Source organism: Roseinatronobacter alkalisoli (assembly GCF_028745735.1).
Taxonomy (GTDB): domain Bacteria; phylum Pseudomonadota; class Alphaproteobacteria; order Rhodobacterales; family Rhodobacteraceae; genus Roseinatronobacter; species Roseinatronobacter alkalisoli.
In genome coordinates this window covers 49878-68268 of sequence record NZ_JAQZSM010000009.1, presented here as the reverse complement: position 1 = coordinate 68268, position 18391 = coordinate 49878, and the positions used below count along the sequence as shown (strand labels likewise).

The following is an 18391-nucleotide window of genomic DNA, read 5'->3' as shown; positions in this document are numbered from 1 at the left end:
AGGTTTTCGCCGATCGCCCGAAAAATGCTTTGCCAAGCGAATAATTGCATAAACGAAACAATTTTTTGGATTCAGGTGGAATTTTAGCGGTATTATGGTGGTAAGTATATGATATTTTTATAATAATTCGTCAAGCTGCGTCCATATTTCCTTACGGTTGAAAAAATATCTGAGGTCGCTATATATCGTACTCCAAAGGAAACGACCAGAAAATGAGCACATGTCGAAAGAAAACCTGAAAATTGTAAGCGCGAGTGGTGACCTGTTACACCTGCGCAAGCCATGCAAGGAAGACGGGTCCGAGGTCTGGAAGCTGGTTGCGGCCTGCCCACCGCTGGATCAGAATTCGATGTATATGAACCTTGTTCAGTGCGACCATTTTGCCGAAACCTGCGTTCTTGCCGAACGCGATGGTCAGGTGCTGGGCTGGATTTCCGGCCATATCCCGCCCGACCAGCCCGATACGATATTCGTCTGGCAGGTCGCGGTGCATGCAGATGCGCGCGGGCTTGGTCTGGGCAAACGTATGCTGAAGGCGTTGCTCAACCGCCCCGCCTGCGCAGAAGTGCAGGCCATGGAAACCACGATTACCAAAAGCAACGGCGCGTCCTGGGGGTTGTTCCGCAGTTTCGCGCGCGATCTGGGGGGGCGTCTTGCGGATGCACCGCATTTCGATTGCGATAATCATCTGGATGGCCAGCATGCGACCGAGCATCTGGTGACAATCAACCTGCCACGCAAGGCGCTGCGTATCGCAGCCTGAATCCTACCGCGGGCAGACCACTTCATTGACGTATTGAGAGGCCAAAAGCCATGACCAACGGTTCCAAGACCGACATTTATTCACGCCGTGAATCGCAGGCGCGCAGCTATTGCCGCGCCTTTCCGGTGACATTTACCAAGGCGCAGAACGCCACGATGACCGATGCCGAGGGGCGCAACTATACCGACTTTCTGGCCGGGTGTTCCTCGCTGAACTACGGGCATAACGACCCTGACATGAAAGCAGCGCTGCTGGAGTATATCAGCCGTGACGGTGTGACCCATGGTCTGGACATGCATACCGACGCCAAGGCAGAGTTTCTGGACGCGTTTGAACGCCTGATCCTGACACCGCGCGGCATGGATTACCGATTCATGTTCACCGGCCCCACCGGCACGAACGCGGTCGAGGCCGCGATGAAGCTGGCGCGCAAGACCACAGGGCGCGAAACGATCATTGCGTTTACCAACGGGTTTCATGGCATGACCATGGGCGCGCTGGCTGCAACCGGCAATGCTGGCAAGCGGGCAGGGGCCGGTATGGCGCTGTCCGGCGTGGTGCGCATGCCCTATGAGGGTGCTATGGAAGGGGTTGATTCCCTGTCGATGATCCGTGCGATGCTGGAAAACCCGTCCAGCGGGATTGACGCGCCTGCGGCATTCCTGATCGAACCTGTGCAGGGCGAAGGCGGGCTGAACGCCGCCAGCACGGAATTCCTGAAAGGGCTGCAAACGCTTGCGCGCGAACATGGCGCGCTGATCATCATGGATGACATTCAGGCAGGCATTGGCCGCACTGGTCCCTTCTTCAGTTTCGAGGGGATGGGCATTCAGCCGGACCTGATTCCGCTGGCGAAATCCCTGTCGGGGATGGGCCTGCCCTTTGCCGGGCTGTTGATCCGCCCTGATCTGGATGTGTGGAAACCGGCCGAACATAACGGCACGTTCCGCGGCAATAACCATGCCTTTGTCACGGCACGGGTCGCGCTGGAAAAATTCTGGTCGAATGACGCATTCCAGCGCCAGACCGAAGCGAAATCCGCTTATCTGACCGAACGCCTGCGCGCGATTGCGGCCTGTGTTCCGGGTGCGCGCCTGAAGGGGCGCGGCATGATGCAGGGTATCGATGTGGGCAATGGCGACATGGCTGCGGCCATTTGTGCGACATGTTTCGAGCATGGGTTGATCATCGAAACATCCGGCGCGCATGATGAAGTGGTCAAGGTTCTGGCCCCGCTGACCATTGCGCAGGAACAGTTTGCAGCCGGGCTTGATATCCTTGAAGCTGCCGTTCAGGCACAAGCCAGTCAAAGAATCGCAGCGGAGTAAGCAGCCATGATCATTCGTGATTTCCACAAGGAAAAAACAACCGACCGCCGTGTTGGCGCCCAGCAATGGGAATCGGTGCGCTTGTTGCTGGCCGATGACGGGATGGGGTTTTCGTTCCATATCACCACCATTGCGGCGGGCAGTGAACATACGTTCCACTACAAGAACCACTTTGAAAGCGTGTATTGCATCGCGGGCGAAGGCAGTATTGAAGATCTTGCCACCGGCGAGGTGCATGAGCTGCGCCCCGGTGTCATGTATGCGCTGAACCTGCATGACAAGCACACGCTGCGTTGCAAGACCGAAATGGTCTTTGCGTGCTGCTTCAACCCGCCTGTGACGGGCAATGAAGTGCACCGCGAAGACGGGTCTTACGCGCTGGAAAATTCCTGAACCAAAGGTGGGCAGGGGTGAAAAGCCACCTGCCCGAAACCCCATGACCCACACAGTTGAGAAAATCGGCGGCACATGTATGAGCCGCGCCCGCGAATTGCTGGACACGTTATATGTCGGCAACCGCGATCAGGGCGCAATCTATAACCGCGTTTTTGTCGTGTCGGCATTTGGCGGCATCACCAATATGCTGCTGGAACATAAAAAGACCGGATCGCCCGGTGTCTATGCCCGTTTTGCCAATGATGACAGTGGCGCGGGCTGGGGCGATGCGTTGCGCGATACTGCCGCGCGCATGTGCGAAATTCACGGTGATATCCTGGATCATGACGGCGACCGCGACCGCGCCGATGCTTTCGTGCGCGACCGGATCGAAGGGGCGCGTGCCTGTCTGCTGGATTTGCAGCGTCTGGGGTCGTATGGCCATTTCCGCATCGATCAGCAAATGCAGACCGTGCGCGAATTGCTGTCCGGCATGGGAGAGGCGCACTCCGCCTTTGTCACGGCACTGCTGCTGCAACGCCAAGGCGTGAACGCGCGCTTCGTCGATCTGTCAGGCTGGCGTGATGACAGCAATCCTTCCCTGTCAGATCGCCTGAACAATGCGATGGAAGGCATTGATTTTGCGTCTGAACTGCCGATTGTCACGGGTTACGCGCATTGCGCGGAAGGGCTGATGCGCGAATATGATCGCGGCTATTCTGAAGTGGTATTCGCGCATCTGGCCGCCCAGACCGGCGCGGCAGAAGCGATCATCCACAAGGAATTCCACCTGTCATCGGCGGATCCGAAAATCGTCGGCGAAGAAAACACCCGCAAGATTGGTCGCACCAGCTATGACGTGGCCGATCAGTTGTCCAATCTGGGGATGGAAGCTATTCACCCGAATGCGGCGCGCGTGCTGCGCCGCGCGGATGTGCCCTTGCGCGTGAAACACGCGTTTGAACCCGAAGATCCGGGCACGCTGATCGGTCCCGATGGCGGAAGTGCCGGGCGGGTGGAAATGGTCACCGGACTTGGTGTGCATGCGTTTGAAGTGCATGAACCCGATATGGTGGGTGTCAAAGGCTATGACGCCTGCATTCTGGAGGCGCTGGCACGGCATAATATCTGGATCGTGTCGAAACATTCCAATGCCAATACCATCACCCATTATCTGAGCGGGTCGCTGAAGGCCATCCGGCGTGTTGAAAGCGATATCCTGAAAACCTATCCCAATGCCGAAGTGACAGCGCGTCCGCTGGCCATGGTGTCAGTCATCGGGTCTGACCTGCGCGAGATTTCGGTGCTGGCGCGCGGTCTGATGGCGCTGGAAGATGCCGGTATCAAGGCATTGGCCGCCCAGCAGGGCCTGCGCCGTGTCGAAGTGCAGTTCCTGTTGCCGCGCGACAGCAAGAATGAGGCGATCAAGGTGTTGCACCATGCCATGGTGACCGAAGCAGAAAACGAACCCGCGAAAGCCGCGCCGCGCAAGGCCGCCTGAACAGCAGTGATATGAAACATCCCAAAGCCCGCAGCCTTCCGGTTGCGGGCTTTGATTTATGGACACGTTCGTATCGGATGGCAACCGCAAGTGCTGGCCGGTTCAGGGCTGAGGGGGGCAGTGGTGAATGAATATAGCCCGCGCCAGCGGTGGGCCGGGGGCTGCCGGTCCGGCGTCGGAGGAATTCACTTTATGCAGGCGGCATGATCCTAAGCTCAAACGCTTGGCATGACGCCAGCGGAACGGGTAGGCTGCGGGACGGCCCACCGGTGGCGCGGGCCAGCCTGCGGCCTTGGCTCCGCGCCTTTGGGAACTCAACGGCCCGCGACCCTTGGACTTCAGGCTGAACGTGGCCCGTTACCCCTTGCGATCCGGGCCGAAAACGGCGTCCTGCAACTTGGCAACATTTGCCACAAGTCGCGGCAGGCGGCGGATGATCTTGCGGATTTCCAGCTGCGTTTCCAGCTTGGTGGCCGGATCACCCAGAACCGCGCGCCCGGCGGGGACATTGGTAAACACCCGGCTGGCCCCGCCGACAATCGCATCATCGCCCACGAAGATATTGTCATTCACGGCAACCTTGCCCGCCAGCAGGACACGGTTGCCAATGCGCGCGGACCCCGCAACGCCCGCCATGCCGCACATCATGCAGTCTTCGCCCATCTGAACATTATGGCCGATCTGACAGACCGAATCGATCTTGGTGCCGGACCCGATAACAGTGTCGCGGATGGTGCCCCGGTCGATGGATGAATTTGCGCCCAGTTCCACATCATCGCCAATGCGCACGGCCCCCAGAGACTGGATGCGGTGCCATTTCTGTGCGCGCACCTGCCGTTCCCCCGACAGGCTGGCACGCACATCTTCCGCGCCGGATGGTTCGGGGGTGACAAAACTGAACCCGCAACCGCCCACAACGCAATTGGGCTGCCCGATGAAACGGTCCCCGATGCGCACACGCGCGCCGATGCGCGCGCCCGCATGCAAAATGACATCCGCACCGATCACTACATCTTCGGCCACGGTGACATTCGGGGCAATGCGGGCATTCGGGCCAATGACCGCGCGCGCGCCGATGCTGGTGAAGGGGCCGATGCAAGCCCCGTCGGCCACTCGTGCGCTCGGGTGAATAAAGGATTGCGGGTGAATGCCTGCGCCGAAATCATAGCCCGGATCCAGCAATTCGGAAATGCCCGCCATGGCCCAGCGGGGGCGCGGGGCAAAGACCGCAGCTTTCAGTCCCAGCGCCTGCCAGTCCGCGCCGTCCCACAGGATGGCGGCCTGTGCCTGCCCCTGCGCCAGCCCTGCGGCATATTTTGGGTCCATTGCCATGGCCAGCGCATCACGCCCCGCCTGTGCAGGTTCAGCGGCATGGGTGATGGCCAGATCAAGCGCCCCTTCGGCACGCAGTCCCAATGCCTGGGCAATTTCCGCGATCGTATGGGGCATGGCTGGCACTCCGCTTGACTGTTTCAGCCCTTTCCATACCGAAACCCGGCCACCGGGACCAGCCCCCTGCGCGCATCGGGGGCTTGCCCTGCGGGCTAATTCCTGACAGTGAAAAGAGCAAAAGGAACCCCGCCCATGCCCGACACACCAGCCCCGGCCCCCGAAAAGCCCAAACGCCCGCAACAGGTGTATACGCTTCTGGTTGAACTGGGGCATATGCCTGGTGACAGCTTGCCCAAAGGGGCGACTGGCGCGGGGCTGCTGGTCTATGCGACCGGCGTGGATGAGGGGGAGGCCGTGCGCGAAACCGTGGCCGTGCTGAAACAGGCTGATTTGCGCCCCCTGGATGTCACCAGCTATGGTACATTGGATGAACGGCTTGCTGCGGGTGACGAAGTGCCCGCCGAAGAACGTGACCTGATGGCGCGCGCATTGGCCGAAAACGCCGTGATTGTTGCGCAGAAAACATGGTTCAGTGATGCGGATGAAAATGACTGATACGCTGTGCCCCGTTGCGCTGACGCAAAGCCTGATCCGCTGCCCGTCTGTCACCCCGGAAGAAGGCGGTGCGCTGCAATTGCTACAATCCGTGCTGGAAGGGGCGGGGTTCACCTGCATCCGTGTTGACCGCAACGGCACGCCCAACCTGTTCGCGCGTTGGGGCGCGCGGGGGCATGCGCGCAGCTTGGGGTTTAATGGCCATACCGATGTGGTGCCGCTTGGCAACCCCGATGACTGGACCCGCGCACCCTTTGGCGGGGATATTGATGCGGGCCGTATCTGGGGGCGTGGCGCGTGTGACATGAAATCTGGTGTCGCGGCATTTGTGGCGGCGGCTGTGGATTTCGTGCAGGATACGCCGCCCGACGGGGCCGTGATCCTGACCATCACCGGCGATGAAGAAGGGCCGGGGCGTGATGGCACATTGGCGCTGCTGGACTGGATGGCCCCGCGCGGAGAGGCGATGTCGGTCTGTATCGTTGGGGAGCCGACCTGCCCGCAAACCATGGGTGAGATGATCAAGATCGGGCGGCGTGGGTCGCTGAACGCACATGTTGTGGCACGCGGGCGGCAAGGGCATGCCGCCTATCCGCACCGCGCAGCAAACCCGCTGCCGGTGCTGGTGCGCTATCTGGACCGGCTGGCAGGTCACGCGCTGGACCATGGCACTGATCATTTCGACCCGTCCACACTGGCGCTGACAAGCATTGATGTGGGCAATCCCGCAACGAATGTTATCCCCGCGCAGGGGCGCGCGGCGCTGAATATTCGTTTCAATGACCTGCATTCGGGTGCCAGCCTGTCGGACTGGCTGCGCGATGTAGCGGATGAAATCAGTGCGGGGACAGGCGTGACGCTGGATCTGGATATACAGATATCGGGCGAAAGTTTCCTGACCCCGCCGGGGCCGCTGTCGGATCTGGTGGCCGCCGCCGTCACTGCCGAATGCGGAATTGTGCCTGTGCTGTCCACATCGGGTGGTACATCGGATGCGCGTTTTATCAAGGACCATTGCCCTGTGGTGGAATTCGGGCTTGTAGGCACGTCCATGCATCAGGTGGATGAATTCGCCGAGGTTGACCACATACACCAGTTGAAATCCATCTATGGCCGTATCCTGCGGGAATATTTCGCATGAGTCTGTCCATCGCCCTGACCGAAGATATTGCCACCTGTCACGCGCTGCGCCGCGCTGTGTTTGTCGAGGAACAGGGCGTTTCGGTGATCGAGGAAGTGGACGGACGCGACGGGGATGCGCTGCATCTGCTGGCGCGCAAGGACGGGCGCGCAGTGGGGTGCGCGCGCGTCATCGTTGCAGGCACCACAGGCAAGATCGGGCGTGTATGCGTGCTGGCGGACCAACGCGGGCAGGGCATCGGGATTGCACTGATCGAGGCCGCGCTTGACTGCATGCGCCAGATCGAGGGCGTTACACAGGCGCAGCTGGGCGCACAGATATACGCCATCGGGTTTTATGAACGGCTGGGCTTTATTGCCGTTGGGCCGGAATATCTGGATGCGGGTATTGCGCATCGTGATATGCTGCGTCCGGTGTGATCGGAATGCGCCGTGACGGCACAGGCAGCGCATGCTAGAGGGTGCGGATGACACGCTTTCCGTCCGGCCTTGGCCCGCGCCCGTTCCGCCCCGCCCACCCACCCCCGGCAGGGGTTTTACCCCTGCCTTGCGCAACGTGCGCGGGCCATACTGAACGCAGGGAATTTGTATGAAACAGTTGCCAAACCTGGACCAGCTGCGCGCATGGATTGCGGAAAACCCCGCCGCCAGCAGGCGTGATATTGCCAAGGCATTTGGCATCAAGGGTGGCGCCAAGATTGACCTGAAGGCCATGCTGCGCGAGCTGGAGGGCGAGGGCGTTCTGCCGCGCCGCCGTTCCAAAGGGGGCACGGGCGCATTGCCGCCGGTCACGGTGCTGGAAATTCTGGCCCCTGACGCGCAGGGCGATCTGTTCGCGCGTGCGGTCGAATGGCGCAGCGAAGGCCCTGCGCCGCGCATTCTGTTCCTGACCCGCAGCGATGACCCCGCCCTTGGAGAAGGCGACCGTGTTCTGGCGCGGGTGGAGGCCATTCGCGGCCCGGATTATGACTATCAGGCGCGGCTGATGCGCAAGATCGGCACCAACCCCGCGCGAATTCTGGGGGTATTCCGCAAATCAGCCGAAGGCGGGCGGGTTGTTCCCATCGACAAGGGTGCGGATCGTGACTGGCGCGTGGCCCCCCATGATACTGAGGGCGCGCAGGATGGCGAACTGGTCCATGCTGAACCGCTGGGCAAGGGACGCTTCGGCCCGCCCGCCGCGCGCATCATTGCGCGCCTTGGTGACCCGACCGCCCCCAAGGCCGTGTCCCTGATTGCCATTCATCAGCATGGCATCCGCGATGCCTTCCCTGATGCGGTGATTGCCGAAGCGGACAGGGCTGAACCCGCAGAACTGGCGGGCCGCAGTGATCTGCGCGATCTGGCGCTGATGACGATCGACCCATGGGATGCGCGCGATCATGATGATGCCATCATGGCCACGGTAGATACCGACCCCGAAAACCCCGGTGGGTTCATTCTGTGGGTGGCCATCGCGGATGTTGCCGCCTATGTGCGCCCTGGGTCTGAACTGGACCGTGAAGCGCGCAGGCGCGGCAATTCCACCTATTTTCCCGACCGCGTTGTGCCCATGCTGCCGGACATCCTGTCGGGGGATCTATGTTCGCTGCATGAAGGGGTGGACCGGCCCTGCATTGCGCTGCGTATGGTGATTGATACGCATGGCAACAAGCTGACGCATGATTTTCACCGTGCGATGATGCGTTCGCGTGCGTCGCTGACCTATGAGCAGGCGCAGGCCGCGGATGAAGGGCGACTGGACGACGCGACCACGCCACTGGCAGACGGGCTACGCGACCTGTTTGGCGCATATCGCGCGCTACGCTATGCGCGCGACCGCCGCCAGCCGCTGGATATTGACCTGCCCGAACGCCAGATCGTGCTGTCGGATGAAGGGCGCGTGACATCGGTGGCGTTCAAGGAACGGTTCGATGCGCATAAACTGGTCGAGGATTTCATGGTCCTTGCCAATGTTGCGGCCGCCGAAACCCTGCGCGAAAGGGGGTCGGCGTTGCTCTATCGCGTGCACGAGGAACCCAGCCCCGAAAAGATGGAATCGCTGCGGGAACTGGCGCGCGAATCCGGCTTCACCCTTGCCAAAGGGCAAGTTCTGAAAACCCGCCATTTCAACCAGTTGCTGGCGCAGGCCGAAGGCACCGAATTTGACGAATTGATCAATATGGCCACCCTGCGATCTATGACGCAAGCCTATTACAATGCCAGCAATTTCGGGCATTTCGGGCTGGCCTTGCGGGAATACGCGCATTTCACCTCGCCCATCCGGCGCTATGCCGACCTGATTGTGCATCGGGCATTGGTTTCAGCGCATCGCTGGGGCGATGACGGGCTGACGCAATGGGATCTCGACCATCTGGATGAAACCGCCAAGGCAATATCTGAAGCCGAACGCCGGTCCATGGCTGCTGAACGTGACACGGTTGATCGCTACCTGGCGGCGTTTCTGACCGAACGGGTCGGCGCGGAATTTACCGGCCGCGTGTCGGGGGTTGCGCGTTTCGGGGTCTTTGTGAAACTGGATGAAACCGGCGCGGACGGGCTGGTGCCCATTCGCGCGATCGGGGATGAATATTTCCGCCATGACCCGGAAACGCAGGTTCTGGAAGGGGAACGCACGGGCTTTCGCATCAGTCTGGGCCAGCGTGTGAAGGTCAAGCTGGCAGAGGCCGAACCTGTGACCGGCGGGCTGGCGCTGGAACTGCTGGAGGTGGAGGGCGAAGCCCCCGCCCGCAACCCGCGGGGCCGCCATGGGCGCGGCCGCCCTGTGCGGCGCGCGGTCGGAAAACGCCGGACCGGCGACGCAAAAGCCAGCAAGAAGGCCAAACGCAAGGGCCGCTGACATCGGACGCTGCGTCATATCCGTTGGTGATGGATTGCGATCCGCTCAGGCCGTAAGCTGACCCCGAAAGGCTATCAAACGGGGGGCGAAGATGGACGATATTGTTATTCTGGGTAGCGCGCGCACGGCGATCGGCACGTTCGGGGGCGCGCTTGCCGCGCTGAGCCCGGTGGAACTGGGGCGGATCGTTGCCAGCGCGGCGCTGTCACGTGCAGGCGTGGAAGGGGGGCAGATCGGCACTGTGGTCTTCGGCAATGTCATCGCCACCGAACCCGCCGATATGTACTTGTCACGCCTTGCGGCCATGAAAGCGGGCGTGCCGGAAACTGTGCCCGCAATGAATGTGAACCGGCTGTGCGGGTCCGGCGTGCAGGCCATCATCTCTGGCGTTCAGGCGCTTGCGCTGGGGGATGCCGATTTCGCGCTGGTGGGCGGATCGGAGAGCATGAGCCGCGCGCCCTATATCCTGCCTGCCGCGCGGTTCGGGCAGAAAATGGGCGATGTGGCCGGGATCGACATGATGCTGGGCGCGCTGAACTGCCCGTTCGGCACCGGGCATATGGGGGTCACGGCTGAAAATGTCGCGCGCGAATATGGAATTACCCGCGACCTGCAGGACGCTTTCGCCCTGCAAAGCCAGACCCGCGCTGCCGAAGCGATTGCGGGGGGGCGTTTTGCCGATCAGATTGTCCCGGTCACTTTGAAAACCCGCAAGGGCGATGTGGTTTTCGACACGGATGAACACCCCAAAACCACCACGCAGGCGGCGCTGGCCGCGCTGCGCCCGGCATTTGCCAAGGATGGCACGGTGACGGCAGGAAATGCCAGCGGCATCAATGACGGGGCGGCGGCACTGGTTTTGGCGCGGGCCAGCGCGGCGCAAAAGGCGGGTCTGACGCCGCTGGCGCGCATTACCGGCTATGCCCATGCCGGTGTGCGCCCGGATGTCATGGGAATTGGGCCAGTGCCAGCGGTGCAGGCGCTATGCGCGCGCACAGGGCTGAGCGTGGGTGATTTCGACGTGATCGAATCGAATGAGGCATTTGCCGCGCAGGCCCTGGCGGTCAGTCGGGAACTCGGGCTGGACCCTGCGCGCGTGAACCCGAACGGGGGGGCGATCGCGCTGGGGCACCCGGTGGGCGCGTCGGGGGCGATCATCACTGTCAAGGCGCTGCATGAACTGGACCGTATAGGCGGGCAGCGCGCACTTGTGACCATGTGTATCGGCGGCGGGCAGGGGATCGCGCTGGCGCTGGAACGCATCTGAACCTTGCGTATGGCGCGCGCTCGGGTATGTCTGGTCGGGATGAATTGCATGAAGGACAGCAGACATGACACTGACACTTGATCAGGCACGCACTATTATTTCCACCACCCGCGCCAAAGGGCGCGAGATGGGTTTGAAGCCCCTGTCGGTGGTGGTGCTGGACAGTGGCGGCCATGTTCTGGCCTTTGAACGTGAAGATGGTGCGGCACCGGGCCGGTTCGCGATTGCACAAGGCAAGGCTTATGGCGCGGTCATGCTGGGCATGGCGGGGCGCGCACAAATGGCGCGCGCTGAAGCGCAGGCCTATTTCATGGCCGCAGTGAACGGGGTTTACGGCGGGCAGGTCGTGCCGGTTCCCGGTGGTGTGCTGCTGCGCAAAGGCGGCGTTGTGGTTGGCGCGATCGGCGTAACCGGCGACACATCCGACAATGACGCAGATGCCGCGCTGGCAGGGGCCGCATCGGCAGGGCTGGACGCCGAAGCCTGACTTGTGACCGGCGCGATGGTCATGTGAATGAGTGCGCGCCGGTTCTGATGCCGCGGGCCAGTATTGCGGCGCCCTGACAGGTGTGCATTCTTTATGGGGCGTGCGGGTGTTGCCGTGCAAAGGCTCATGCGCGGCCAGATGGCACAGTCGCTGAATCGGTAAACCCCGGAAAGAGGCAATTGCGGGGGCGGGCCTTCATCCTGCCGCAGGGCATGGGACCGCTGCAAGGATAGGGCCGGGGAGCGTCGGGCCAGGTCAGACGTATGATCATGCCAGCTTGACCCATCTCCGCCCGCCTGATCCGGAACGTCCGCCGACGACCGCCTGACCCAGACCGCCTGATCCGGAACGCCCCCCCCCGACGGTCTGATCCAGACGCCTGACCCAGAATGCCTGATCCCAACACCTGACCCGGAGGCGGTGGGCGCGCGCGGTAGGGGATGACCCGGCCCCTGATGGTACCCCTCATCTGGTCTGGACACGCTACTGGTATTCATAGGCCAGCCGCAGGCCGCCCCAGTGGCGCCCATTTACAATAATCGGTGCGGATATGTCCTTCATCATCCGGTGTTCCCCCCCACCCATGTCGCGGCGATAGATCTGCAACAGGAATGGTTTGGTGTTCTTCCCTGCGCCCAACCCGACGCGATCATTGAAAATACGCCTGTTCCGGGAATGCGCGGCGTTCCATTCCGTGTCATGCGTCTGCCGTTTTGAGAATTTCCTGTTATGCGTCGGCAGGTAACCGTTGCGGTCCACTGCTGCGCAGAATGTGACCCCCGGATTGGCTTGCAGCACTGCTTCCTGAAACAGCGGAAAGATTCGGTCGGTCAGTTCGGTGAACGGGGCCAGATGCTGTTGGGGGGCGGTACCGGGGATGGGCTGATAGGTGAAATTCATAAGCTGTGCGATGCTGATCTCACCACGATCCACGGCCTTTTCCAATGCGTCCGCCATATCCGCTGCGGTTTTCTGAACCAGTTCGATCATCTGCGCATCATCAGATGCGCCGCCCATCTCAACGGTTTTCTGCACCATCGATTCGCTGATATCGACAACAACACCAAGCTGCTGGCGCGCTTCATGCAAATGTTCGGCGGTTTGCGAGATACCATTTTTCACTGTGGAAAATACCGGCATGAAGCTGCTGTTGGCGGCATCAACATCTGCCGCCTTGGTCATGATTTCGCTGACTGATCCTTCGCTTCGGGTGACTTTTTCGATGATCTGCCCCAATGCATCGTCAATCGCGGTATTGTCCGTCAGGGTCTGGCTGGCCGCTTTGGCAATGACACCGGAATCCTGGCGCAGTCTGGATATGCTGCCTGTCAGATCCCCGATGGACACGGTGATCCCTTCGGTCGTTTCCGCAGTCTGGTGTGACAGGCGGTCGATTTCCTGCGCGACGACAGCGAATCCGCGCCCGGCATCACCCGACCGGGCCGCTTCGATGCGGGCATTGATGGCCAGCATATTGACCTGCTGGGCGATGTTCCCGATGGCGTTTGCACGACTGGACATTTCGGCAAGGGTCTGGGTTATGGTGGTCATGGTCGCGTCAAGCGTCTGTACCCATTCCGCGATAGTCTGGCTTTTGCCCAGTGTCGTACGGATGCGTGTTGCCGAATCCCCGACAGTTTCCAATGTGTCCCTGACCGAATGGCCAACATTTTCAGCGGCCTTGCGGACCGAATTGTTCGCGTCGGAAATACGTTCCGCAGCCTTCTGGGCATCTTCGACAAGTGCGACCTGATGTTCCATAACGGAATCAAGCATATCGACGCAGGCGTGAACCATGACAACGTTATGGCCAAGGTCAACGGCCTGCCGCGCAAGGCGGTCAAGTTCAGACTGAGAGCTTGAAATACTGGAAGACTGAAACATGTGCCTGCGCGCGCCCCGGAAGTGACTTCAGGCAACAGCATCGCCGCAAAATACTAACAACCCGTTTCCTGACCGGGAAAACTGCGGGCAAGTCCTGTGCCGCGTCAGGCCAGCGGCACCACGCAATCGCAAATCCGCAACCGTACTTTTGATCCGACCTCGATGCTTGCGCCCGCACCGGAAATCACCAACATGCAGCGTTCCCCTTCCTGCACCCAGAACAACTGATCATGCCCGCGGAATTCGCGCCCGACAACCGATGCCGTGCCATCGGGGTCTGGTTCCAGCATGATCTGTTCGGGGCGCACCGACAGCGACACGGCACCATTGGCGGCGCGACTGAGGGGCAGGTTGCCGAATTCGGTCTGCACCTGCATGCCCGACGCGGTTCCTGTCAGAATGTTGGACCGGCCAAGGAAGGACGCGACGAAGGCCGATACCGGGTTGCGGTAAATTTCGTCCGGGGTGCCAATCTGGACAACGCGCCCGGATTCCATGACGGCGATGCGGTCGGCGACGGCCATCGCTTCTTCCTGATCATGGGTGACCAGAATGGCGGCGGATCCTGCGGCTTTCAGCAGTTTACGCACTTCCTGACGGGTTTCCACGCGCATCGCGGCATCAAGGTTGGAAAACGGTTCATCCATCAGCACAAGGGGCGGCGCAACTGCAAGGGTGCGTGCCAGCGCGACACGCTGTTGCTGCCCGCCCGACAATTCATGCGGCTTGCGCGCATCCAGCCCCGAAAGCCCGACCAGCGCCAGCATTTCCTGCGCACGTGCCACGGCCTTCGCGCGGGGTAGCTTGCGCAGGCCGAATTTCACATTGTCCAGCACACTCAGATGCGGGAACAGCGCGTAATCCTGAAAGACGAAACCGATGCCCCGCGCTTCCGGGGGCAGGCTGGTAATGTCTTCGCCATGCAGGCTGATCGTCCCCTCGTCAGGGGTTTCAAACCCGCCGATCATGCGCAATGTGGTGGTCTTGCCGCAGCCTGACGGACCCAGCAGCGCCAGCATTTCCCCTTCGCCCAGATCAAGGCTGACCCGTTCGACCGCTGGCGCATCGCCATGGGCGAAATGCTTGCGCAGGCGTTTGATTTCCAGCAGCAGGGCCTTGGGGGCGGGGCGAAACCCCAGTGGCGTTGCCTCTGCTGGCATTTTGAAACGCAGGCTTTTGGGCAGGGTGGTCATGCGATGTCTTTCATTGGCCGTTATCCGGCCTTCTTGTCATGCCGCAAAACGAAGCCTACGAAAAGGGCGGAAAACGCCATGATGGCGGCGGCATAGGGCGCGGCTTCCATCAGCATACCTTCGGATGTGCGCGAAAACATGGTGATCGACAGCGGCCGGAACCCGGTGGGGGCCAGCAGGAATGCGATGGGCAATTCCTTCATCGCGATGACAAACACCAGCACCATGCCCGCCACCACACCGGGGCGGATCGTGGGCAGGGTCACCTTTGCAAAGACGGAAAACGGCCCGTATCCCAGCGCGCGGGCGGATTCCTCCACGGACGGGCGGGCCTGATACAGCGCGGACCGGATGGGACCAAGCGCCAGTGCAAGGAAGCTGAGCGCATAGACAGTGACCAGCAGAAACTGGGTCTGATACAGGAACCGCGCAGCGTTCAGGGAAAAGAACACGAAAGCCAGCGCAAAGGCTAGCGCGGGCACCGCATATCCCACAAAGGCCAGCCGGTTGATGAAGGTTGACAGGCGCGAGGGATAGCGCACCGCCAGCACCGCGACCGGCAGCGCCATTGCTGCGGCCATCAGTGCCGATGGCACCGCAACCGACAGCGATTGCGAGAACGCGCGGACCAGCGCAGGCAGCACTGTGGGCAGATCATCAAGCCGCACCATCCAGAAGCTCAGGACGGCAACCGGCAATCCGATCGATGCCAGCACAACCACCACAACGAAGCCCCAGCCAATAAATTGACCGGGCAGCGACAGTGACAGGCGCCGCCGCCCTGTGCCCGCGCCGGACCCGGTGCGGGCAAAATGCGCGCCCTCGCGCAGGCGGCTTTCCCACCAAACGACAGACAATGCGATGGCGATCAGCATCAGCGCCAGCCATGCGGCATAGACACGGTCAAACATGGCGGAATATTGCAGATAGATGGCGTAGCTGAACACTTCATACCGCATCAGCGCCACCGCCCCGAAATCGCCGATAACATAAAGACCCACCACCAGCCAGCCCGCCATCAGCGCGGGCATCAGATGGGGTAGGGTGACGCGGAAGAACACTTCGCGCGGCGTGGCCCCAAGCGCGCGCGCCGCTTCTTCCAGCGACTGGTCCAGCCCGGAAAAAGCCGCGCGCAGATTCAGATAGATATAGGGAAATGTATAAAGCGCCAGCGCCAGCGTTGCCCCCCACAGCCCTTGCAGGCGCGGAATGGTGAAGCCAAAGACCTGATTCATGAAACCGAAATTGCCTGACAGGCCAATCAGTGCATAGGCCATCACATAGCCCGGTGTGGCCAGCGGAATGACCGCCAGAATATTGACAACCCTGCGGTATTTCAGGTCAGTGCGGCTGACCAGCCATGCCAGCGGCAGCGCCATTGCTGTGGCCAGCACCAGCGTGCAGACCACCAGTGCGAAGGTGTTACCCAGCAATTGCAGCGTGCGCGGGCGCGTGAACATGTCGATCACAGTGGCCAGATCGGCCTGGAATGCGCGCATGACAAGCCAGATCAGCGGCAATACCATCAGGCCCCCGATCGCAAGACCGAGGGCCGAAAAGATCACGCGGGCCCGTGGCATGCGCCACAGGCCCGGTGTTATTGCGGTGCTCAGGTTCAAATCAGCCCAACTTCACGCAGCATTTCCAATGTGCCTTCCAGATCGCCGATGGTGTTCAGGTCGACTTCTGGCGCAACACGGGTCACATCGTCAATGTTGATATCCTGACGTGTGACAATTGTGCCCGGAACAATCGGGAATTCCGACACTTCGCCGGTGAAATACTGCTGTGCCGCAGGCGACAGCAGGAATTCGATGAAAGCCTGCGCGTCTTCCTTGTGATCGGAACTTTCCAGAACGCCCATGCCGGCGACCAGCAACAGGTTGCCGATATCGCCTTCATTCGCGAACAGTGTCTGGGTGACGGGGAATTCTGCGTCACGGTTCAGGAAACGCACCAGATAGTAGTTGTTGGTGATCCCGATATCGGCCTCGCCATCGCCGATGGCCTGAATAAGGGCGGTGTTGTTGCGCACGGCAACGGGTTCATTGGCCGCGATCCCTTCCAGCCATTCGCGGGTCGTTTCTTCGCCGTGAATGACGCGCATCGCGGTGACATGGGCCAGGAAAGAACCGTTGGTGGCGGGCAGCGCAATGCGGCCCTTCCATTGTTCATCAGTCAGATCAAAGATCGACGCGGGCAGGTCTTCTTCGCTGACGCGCTCCGGGGAATAGGCAACAACGCGGCCACGGCCGGATGTTGCGACCCAGCGGTTTTCGCTGTCGCGATAGGCGGCGGGCACATCGGCAATCAGCGCATCAGGCAGGGGGGCGAACAGATCGACCACTGCACCAAGGGCCGCTGCATCCTGCGCCCAATACAGATCGGCAGGCGATGCATCGCCTTCTTCCTGCAGCAGAATGGCCAGTTCGGCAGTGCCTGCGTAGCGCACATTCACATCAATGCCGGTCTGTGCGGTGAAGGCTTCGATAATGGGCGCGACCAGTGACTCGCCGCGGCCTGAATACAATGTGATATCTGCCAGCGTGGGCGTCGCGGCGAAAGCTGCCAATGCGAAGACGGAATTGCGCAAAATTGTCATGTGAACCTCTTTCAGGGGTCTGAGTTACAATGCAGGAACCCTGTTGGCGATGGTGCCACAAGGCACCTGGCTGTTGCGGAAAGCCGCGTAATCCCTACTGATGTCGTCGGATATTATACCTGACTTCTTTCGTCAACATACTTCTGGCGGTTCCCGGCATGTTGCGACATTCTGTCAGCGTCCACGGAATTGGCCTGTCAAAATGGAAAAACCCGCGACCATGATGTGGCGCGGGTTTCATTTCATACTGGCTGGCGCGCGGGTTTACCGTTTACGGTCGCGTCGGCTGCTCATGGGTTGGAAGGCCACAGCGACATGCGCTTCGCAATAGGGTTTTCCGGGCTTCACCGGCAGGCCGCAGAACCAGAAATTATCCGTGGCCGGGTCACCGATGGGCCATTTGCAGGTCCGTTCGGTCAGTTCCAGCAAGGACAGTTTGCGGGCTGTCTTTTCGACTTCGCGCACAGTTGCCAGCGCTTCGGGATCAATTTCATCGGTCGAGGGCTGCGGCGGCAGTGGTTGGCCCGCGGGAATGATCGGGCGCGGGTTATAGGGTGCGGGGGTGGTCGTGACCTCTGTCGCGACAGGTTCGGGCGCTGGCTCCGGTGGTTTGGGGCGCGCGGCGCGTTCGGCCTTGGCCTGTGCCAGATCCACAACCGGGGCTGCCGGTTCTGCGGCGGGCGCTTCTTTCGGCATTTCGGCGCGCGCGGCGGCGGGCGAGGCGCTGGTGGCGGGGGGCGGCGTATCTTCGCTGGGCGGCGGCGGGGCGGTCACTGACGCGTCCCCTTCCGCAGCGGTGCGGTTGGACAGGCCCAACCGGTGCACCTTGCCGATGACGGCATTGCGCGTCACACCGCCCAGTTCCTTGGCGATCTGAGAGGCGGATTGCCCCTCCATCCACATTTTCTTCAGCAATTCGACCCGTTCGTCGGTCCAGGACATGATCTGCTCCACGGCTGGCGGCAGGGCGGGCTTGTCACGCGCCCCTTTTGGAATTCTATTGCCCAAGAGTATGGACAAGGTGGTGAAATACAAGCCGCGCTGCATAAATACAATGACCAAGCG

General features: G+C 61.1%; 16 protein-coding genes. 10 read left to right on the top strand and 6 right to left on the bottom strand.

The features are described 5' to 3' along the window. Window positions 1-220 precede the first annotated feature (220 nt). From ectA to PUT78_RS11370, 4 genes are read left to right on the top strand one after another with little or no spacing between them, the layout of a single operon-like run. Window positions 221-763 carry a diaminobutyrate acetyltransferase gene (ectA, locus tag PUT78_RS11385; RefSeq protein WP_274352389.1) on the top strand — a complete coding sequence of 181 codons (543 nt, stop codon included), beginning with the start codon at window positions 221-223 and terminating at the stop codon, window positions 761-763. A gap of 50 nt (window positions 764-813) precedes the next feature. Further along, on the top strand, window positions 814-2091 hold the full coding sequence (ectB, locus tag PUT78_RS11380) for a diaminobutyrate--2-oxoglutarate transaminase (protein ID WP_274352388.1): 1278 nt from the start codon (window positions 814-816) through the stop codon (window positions 2089-2091). A gap of 6 nt (window positions 2092-2097) precedes the next feature. After that, on the top strand, window positions 2098-2484 hold the full coding sequence (locus PUT78_RS11375; protein WP_274352387.1) for an ectoine synthase: 387 nt from the start codon (window positions 2098-2100) through the stop codon (window positions 2482-2484). 43 nt (window positions 2485-2527) lie between these two features. Beyond that, window positions 2528-3967 carry an aspartate kinase gene (locus PUT78_RS11370; protein ID WP_274352386.1) on the top strand — a complete coding sequence of 480 codons (1440 nt, stop codon included), beginning with the start codon at window positions 2528-2530 and terminating at the stop codon, window positions 3965-3967. A 357-nt stretch (window positions 3968-4324) separates the two neighbouring features. On the opposite strand, the gene PUT78_RS11365 is transcribed toward PUT78_RS11370, so the two are convergent. Then, complete coding sequence (locus PUT78_RS11365) at window positions 4325-5416, bottom strand: UDP-3-O-(3-hydroxymyristoyl)glucosamine N-acyltransferase (protein WP_274352385.1); 1092 nt, start codon at window positions 5414-5416, stop codon at window positions 4325-4327. Window positions 5417-5551: 135 nt separating this feature from the next. Here PUT78_RS11365 and PUT78_RS11360 point away from each other — a divergent pair, with 135 nt between their 5' ends. From PUT78_RS11360 to PUT78_RS11335, 6 genes are all read left to right on the top strand, one after another. Beyond that, window positions 5552-5914, top strand: coding sequence for a hypothetical protein (locus PUT78_RS11360; protein WP_274352384.1), 363 nt, complete (start codon window positions 5552-5554; stop codon window positions 5912-5914). Beyond that, window positions 5907-7055 carry a succinyl-diaminopimelate desuccinylase gene (gene dapE / locus PUT78_RS11355; protein WP_274352383.1) on the top strand — a complete coding sequence of 383 codons (1149 nt, stop codon included), beginning with the start codon at window positions 5907-5909 and terminating at the stop codon, window positions 7053-7055. The genes PUT78_RS11360 and dapE overlap by 8 nt, the downstream gene beginning before the upstream one ends. After that, window positions 7052-7474, top strand: a complete 423-nt coding sequence (locus tag PUT78_RS11350; RefSeq protein ID WP_274352382.1) for a GNAT family N-acetyltransferase — start codon at window positions 7052-7054, stop codon at window positions 7472-7474. Before dapE ends, PUT78_RS11350 begins: the two co-directional genes overlap by 4 nt. Window positions 7475-7643: 169 nt before the next feature. Next, window positions 7644-9893, top strand: coding sequence for a ribonuclease R (rnr, locus tag PUT78_RS11345; RefSeq protein WP_274352381.1), 2250 nt, complete (start codon window positions 7644-7646; stop codon window positions 9891-9893). A gap of 91 nt (window positions 9894-9984) precedes the next feature. Then, a complete protein-coding gene (locus PUT78_RS11340; protein ID WP_274352380.1) occupies window positions 9985-11160 on the top strand; it encodes an acetyl-CoA C-acyltransferase family protein in 1176 nt (391 codons plus the stop codon). A gap of 64 nt (window positions 11161-11224) precedes the next feature. After that, window positions 11225-11647 carry a GlcG/HbpS family heme-binding protein gene (locus tag PUT78_RS11335; RefSeq protein ID WP_274352379.1) on the top strand — a complete coding sequence of 141 codons (423 nt, stop codon included), beginning with the start codon at window positions 11225-11227 and terminating at the stop codon, window positions 11645-11647. 483 nt (window positions 11648-12130) lie between these two features. Here PUT78_RS11335 and PUT78_RS11330 read toward each other — a convergent pair whose 3' ends face one another. The 5 genes from PUT78_RS11330 to PUT78_RS11310 form a co-directional block, all read right to left on the bottom strand. Continuing rightward, the gene (locus PUT78_RS11330; RefSeq protein ID WP_274352378.1) at window positions 12131-13531 is read right to left on the bottom strand and encodes a methyl-accepting chemotaxis protein; all 1401 of its coding nucleotides are present in this window, start codon (window positions 13529-13531) and stop codon (window positions 12131-12133) included. Window positions 13532-13635: 104 nt separating this feature from the next. After that, window positions 13636-14724, bottom strand: a complete 1089-nt coding sequence (locus tag PUT78_RS11325) for an ABC transporter ATP-binding protein (RefSeq protein ID WP_274352377.1) — start codon at window positions 14722-14724, stop codon at window positions 13636-13638. A gap of 20 nt (window positions 14725-14744) precedes the next feature. Continuing rightward, entirely contained in the window at window positions 14745-16304 is a 1560-nt protein-coding gene (locus tag PUT78_RS11320) for an ABC transporter permease (protein WP_274352376.1), read from the bottom strand. Between the two features lie 35 nt (window positions 16305-16339). After that, entirely contained in the window at window positions 16340-17326 is a 987-nt protein-coding gene (locus PUT78_RS11315; RefSeq protein ID WP_274352375.1) for an iron ABC transporter substrate-binding protein, read from the bottom strand. A 264-nt stretch (window positions 17327-17590) separates the two neighbouring features. After that, on the bottom strand, window positions 17591-18268 hold the full coding sequence (locus PUT78_RS11310; RefSeq protein ID WP_274352374.1) for a GcrA family cell cycle regulator: 678 nt from the start codon (window positions 18266-18268) through the stop codon (window positions 17591-17593). Window positions 18269-18391: the final 123 nt, after the last annotated feature.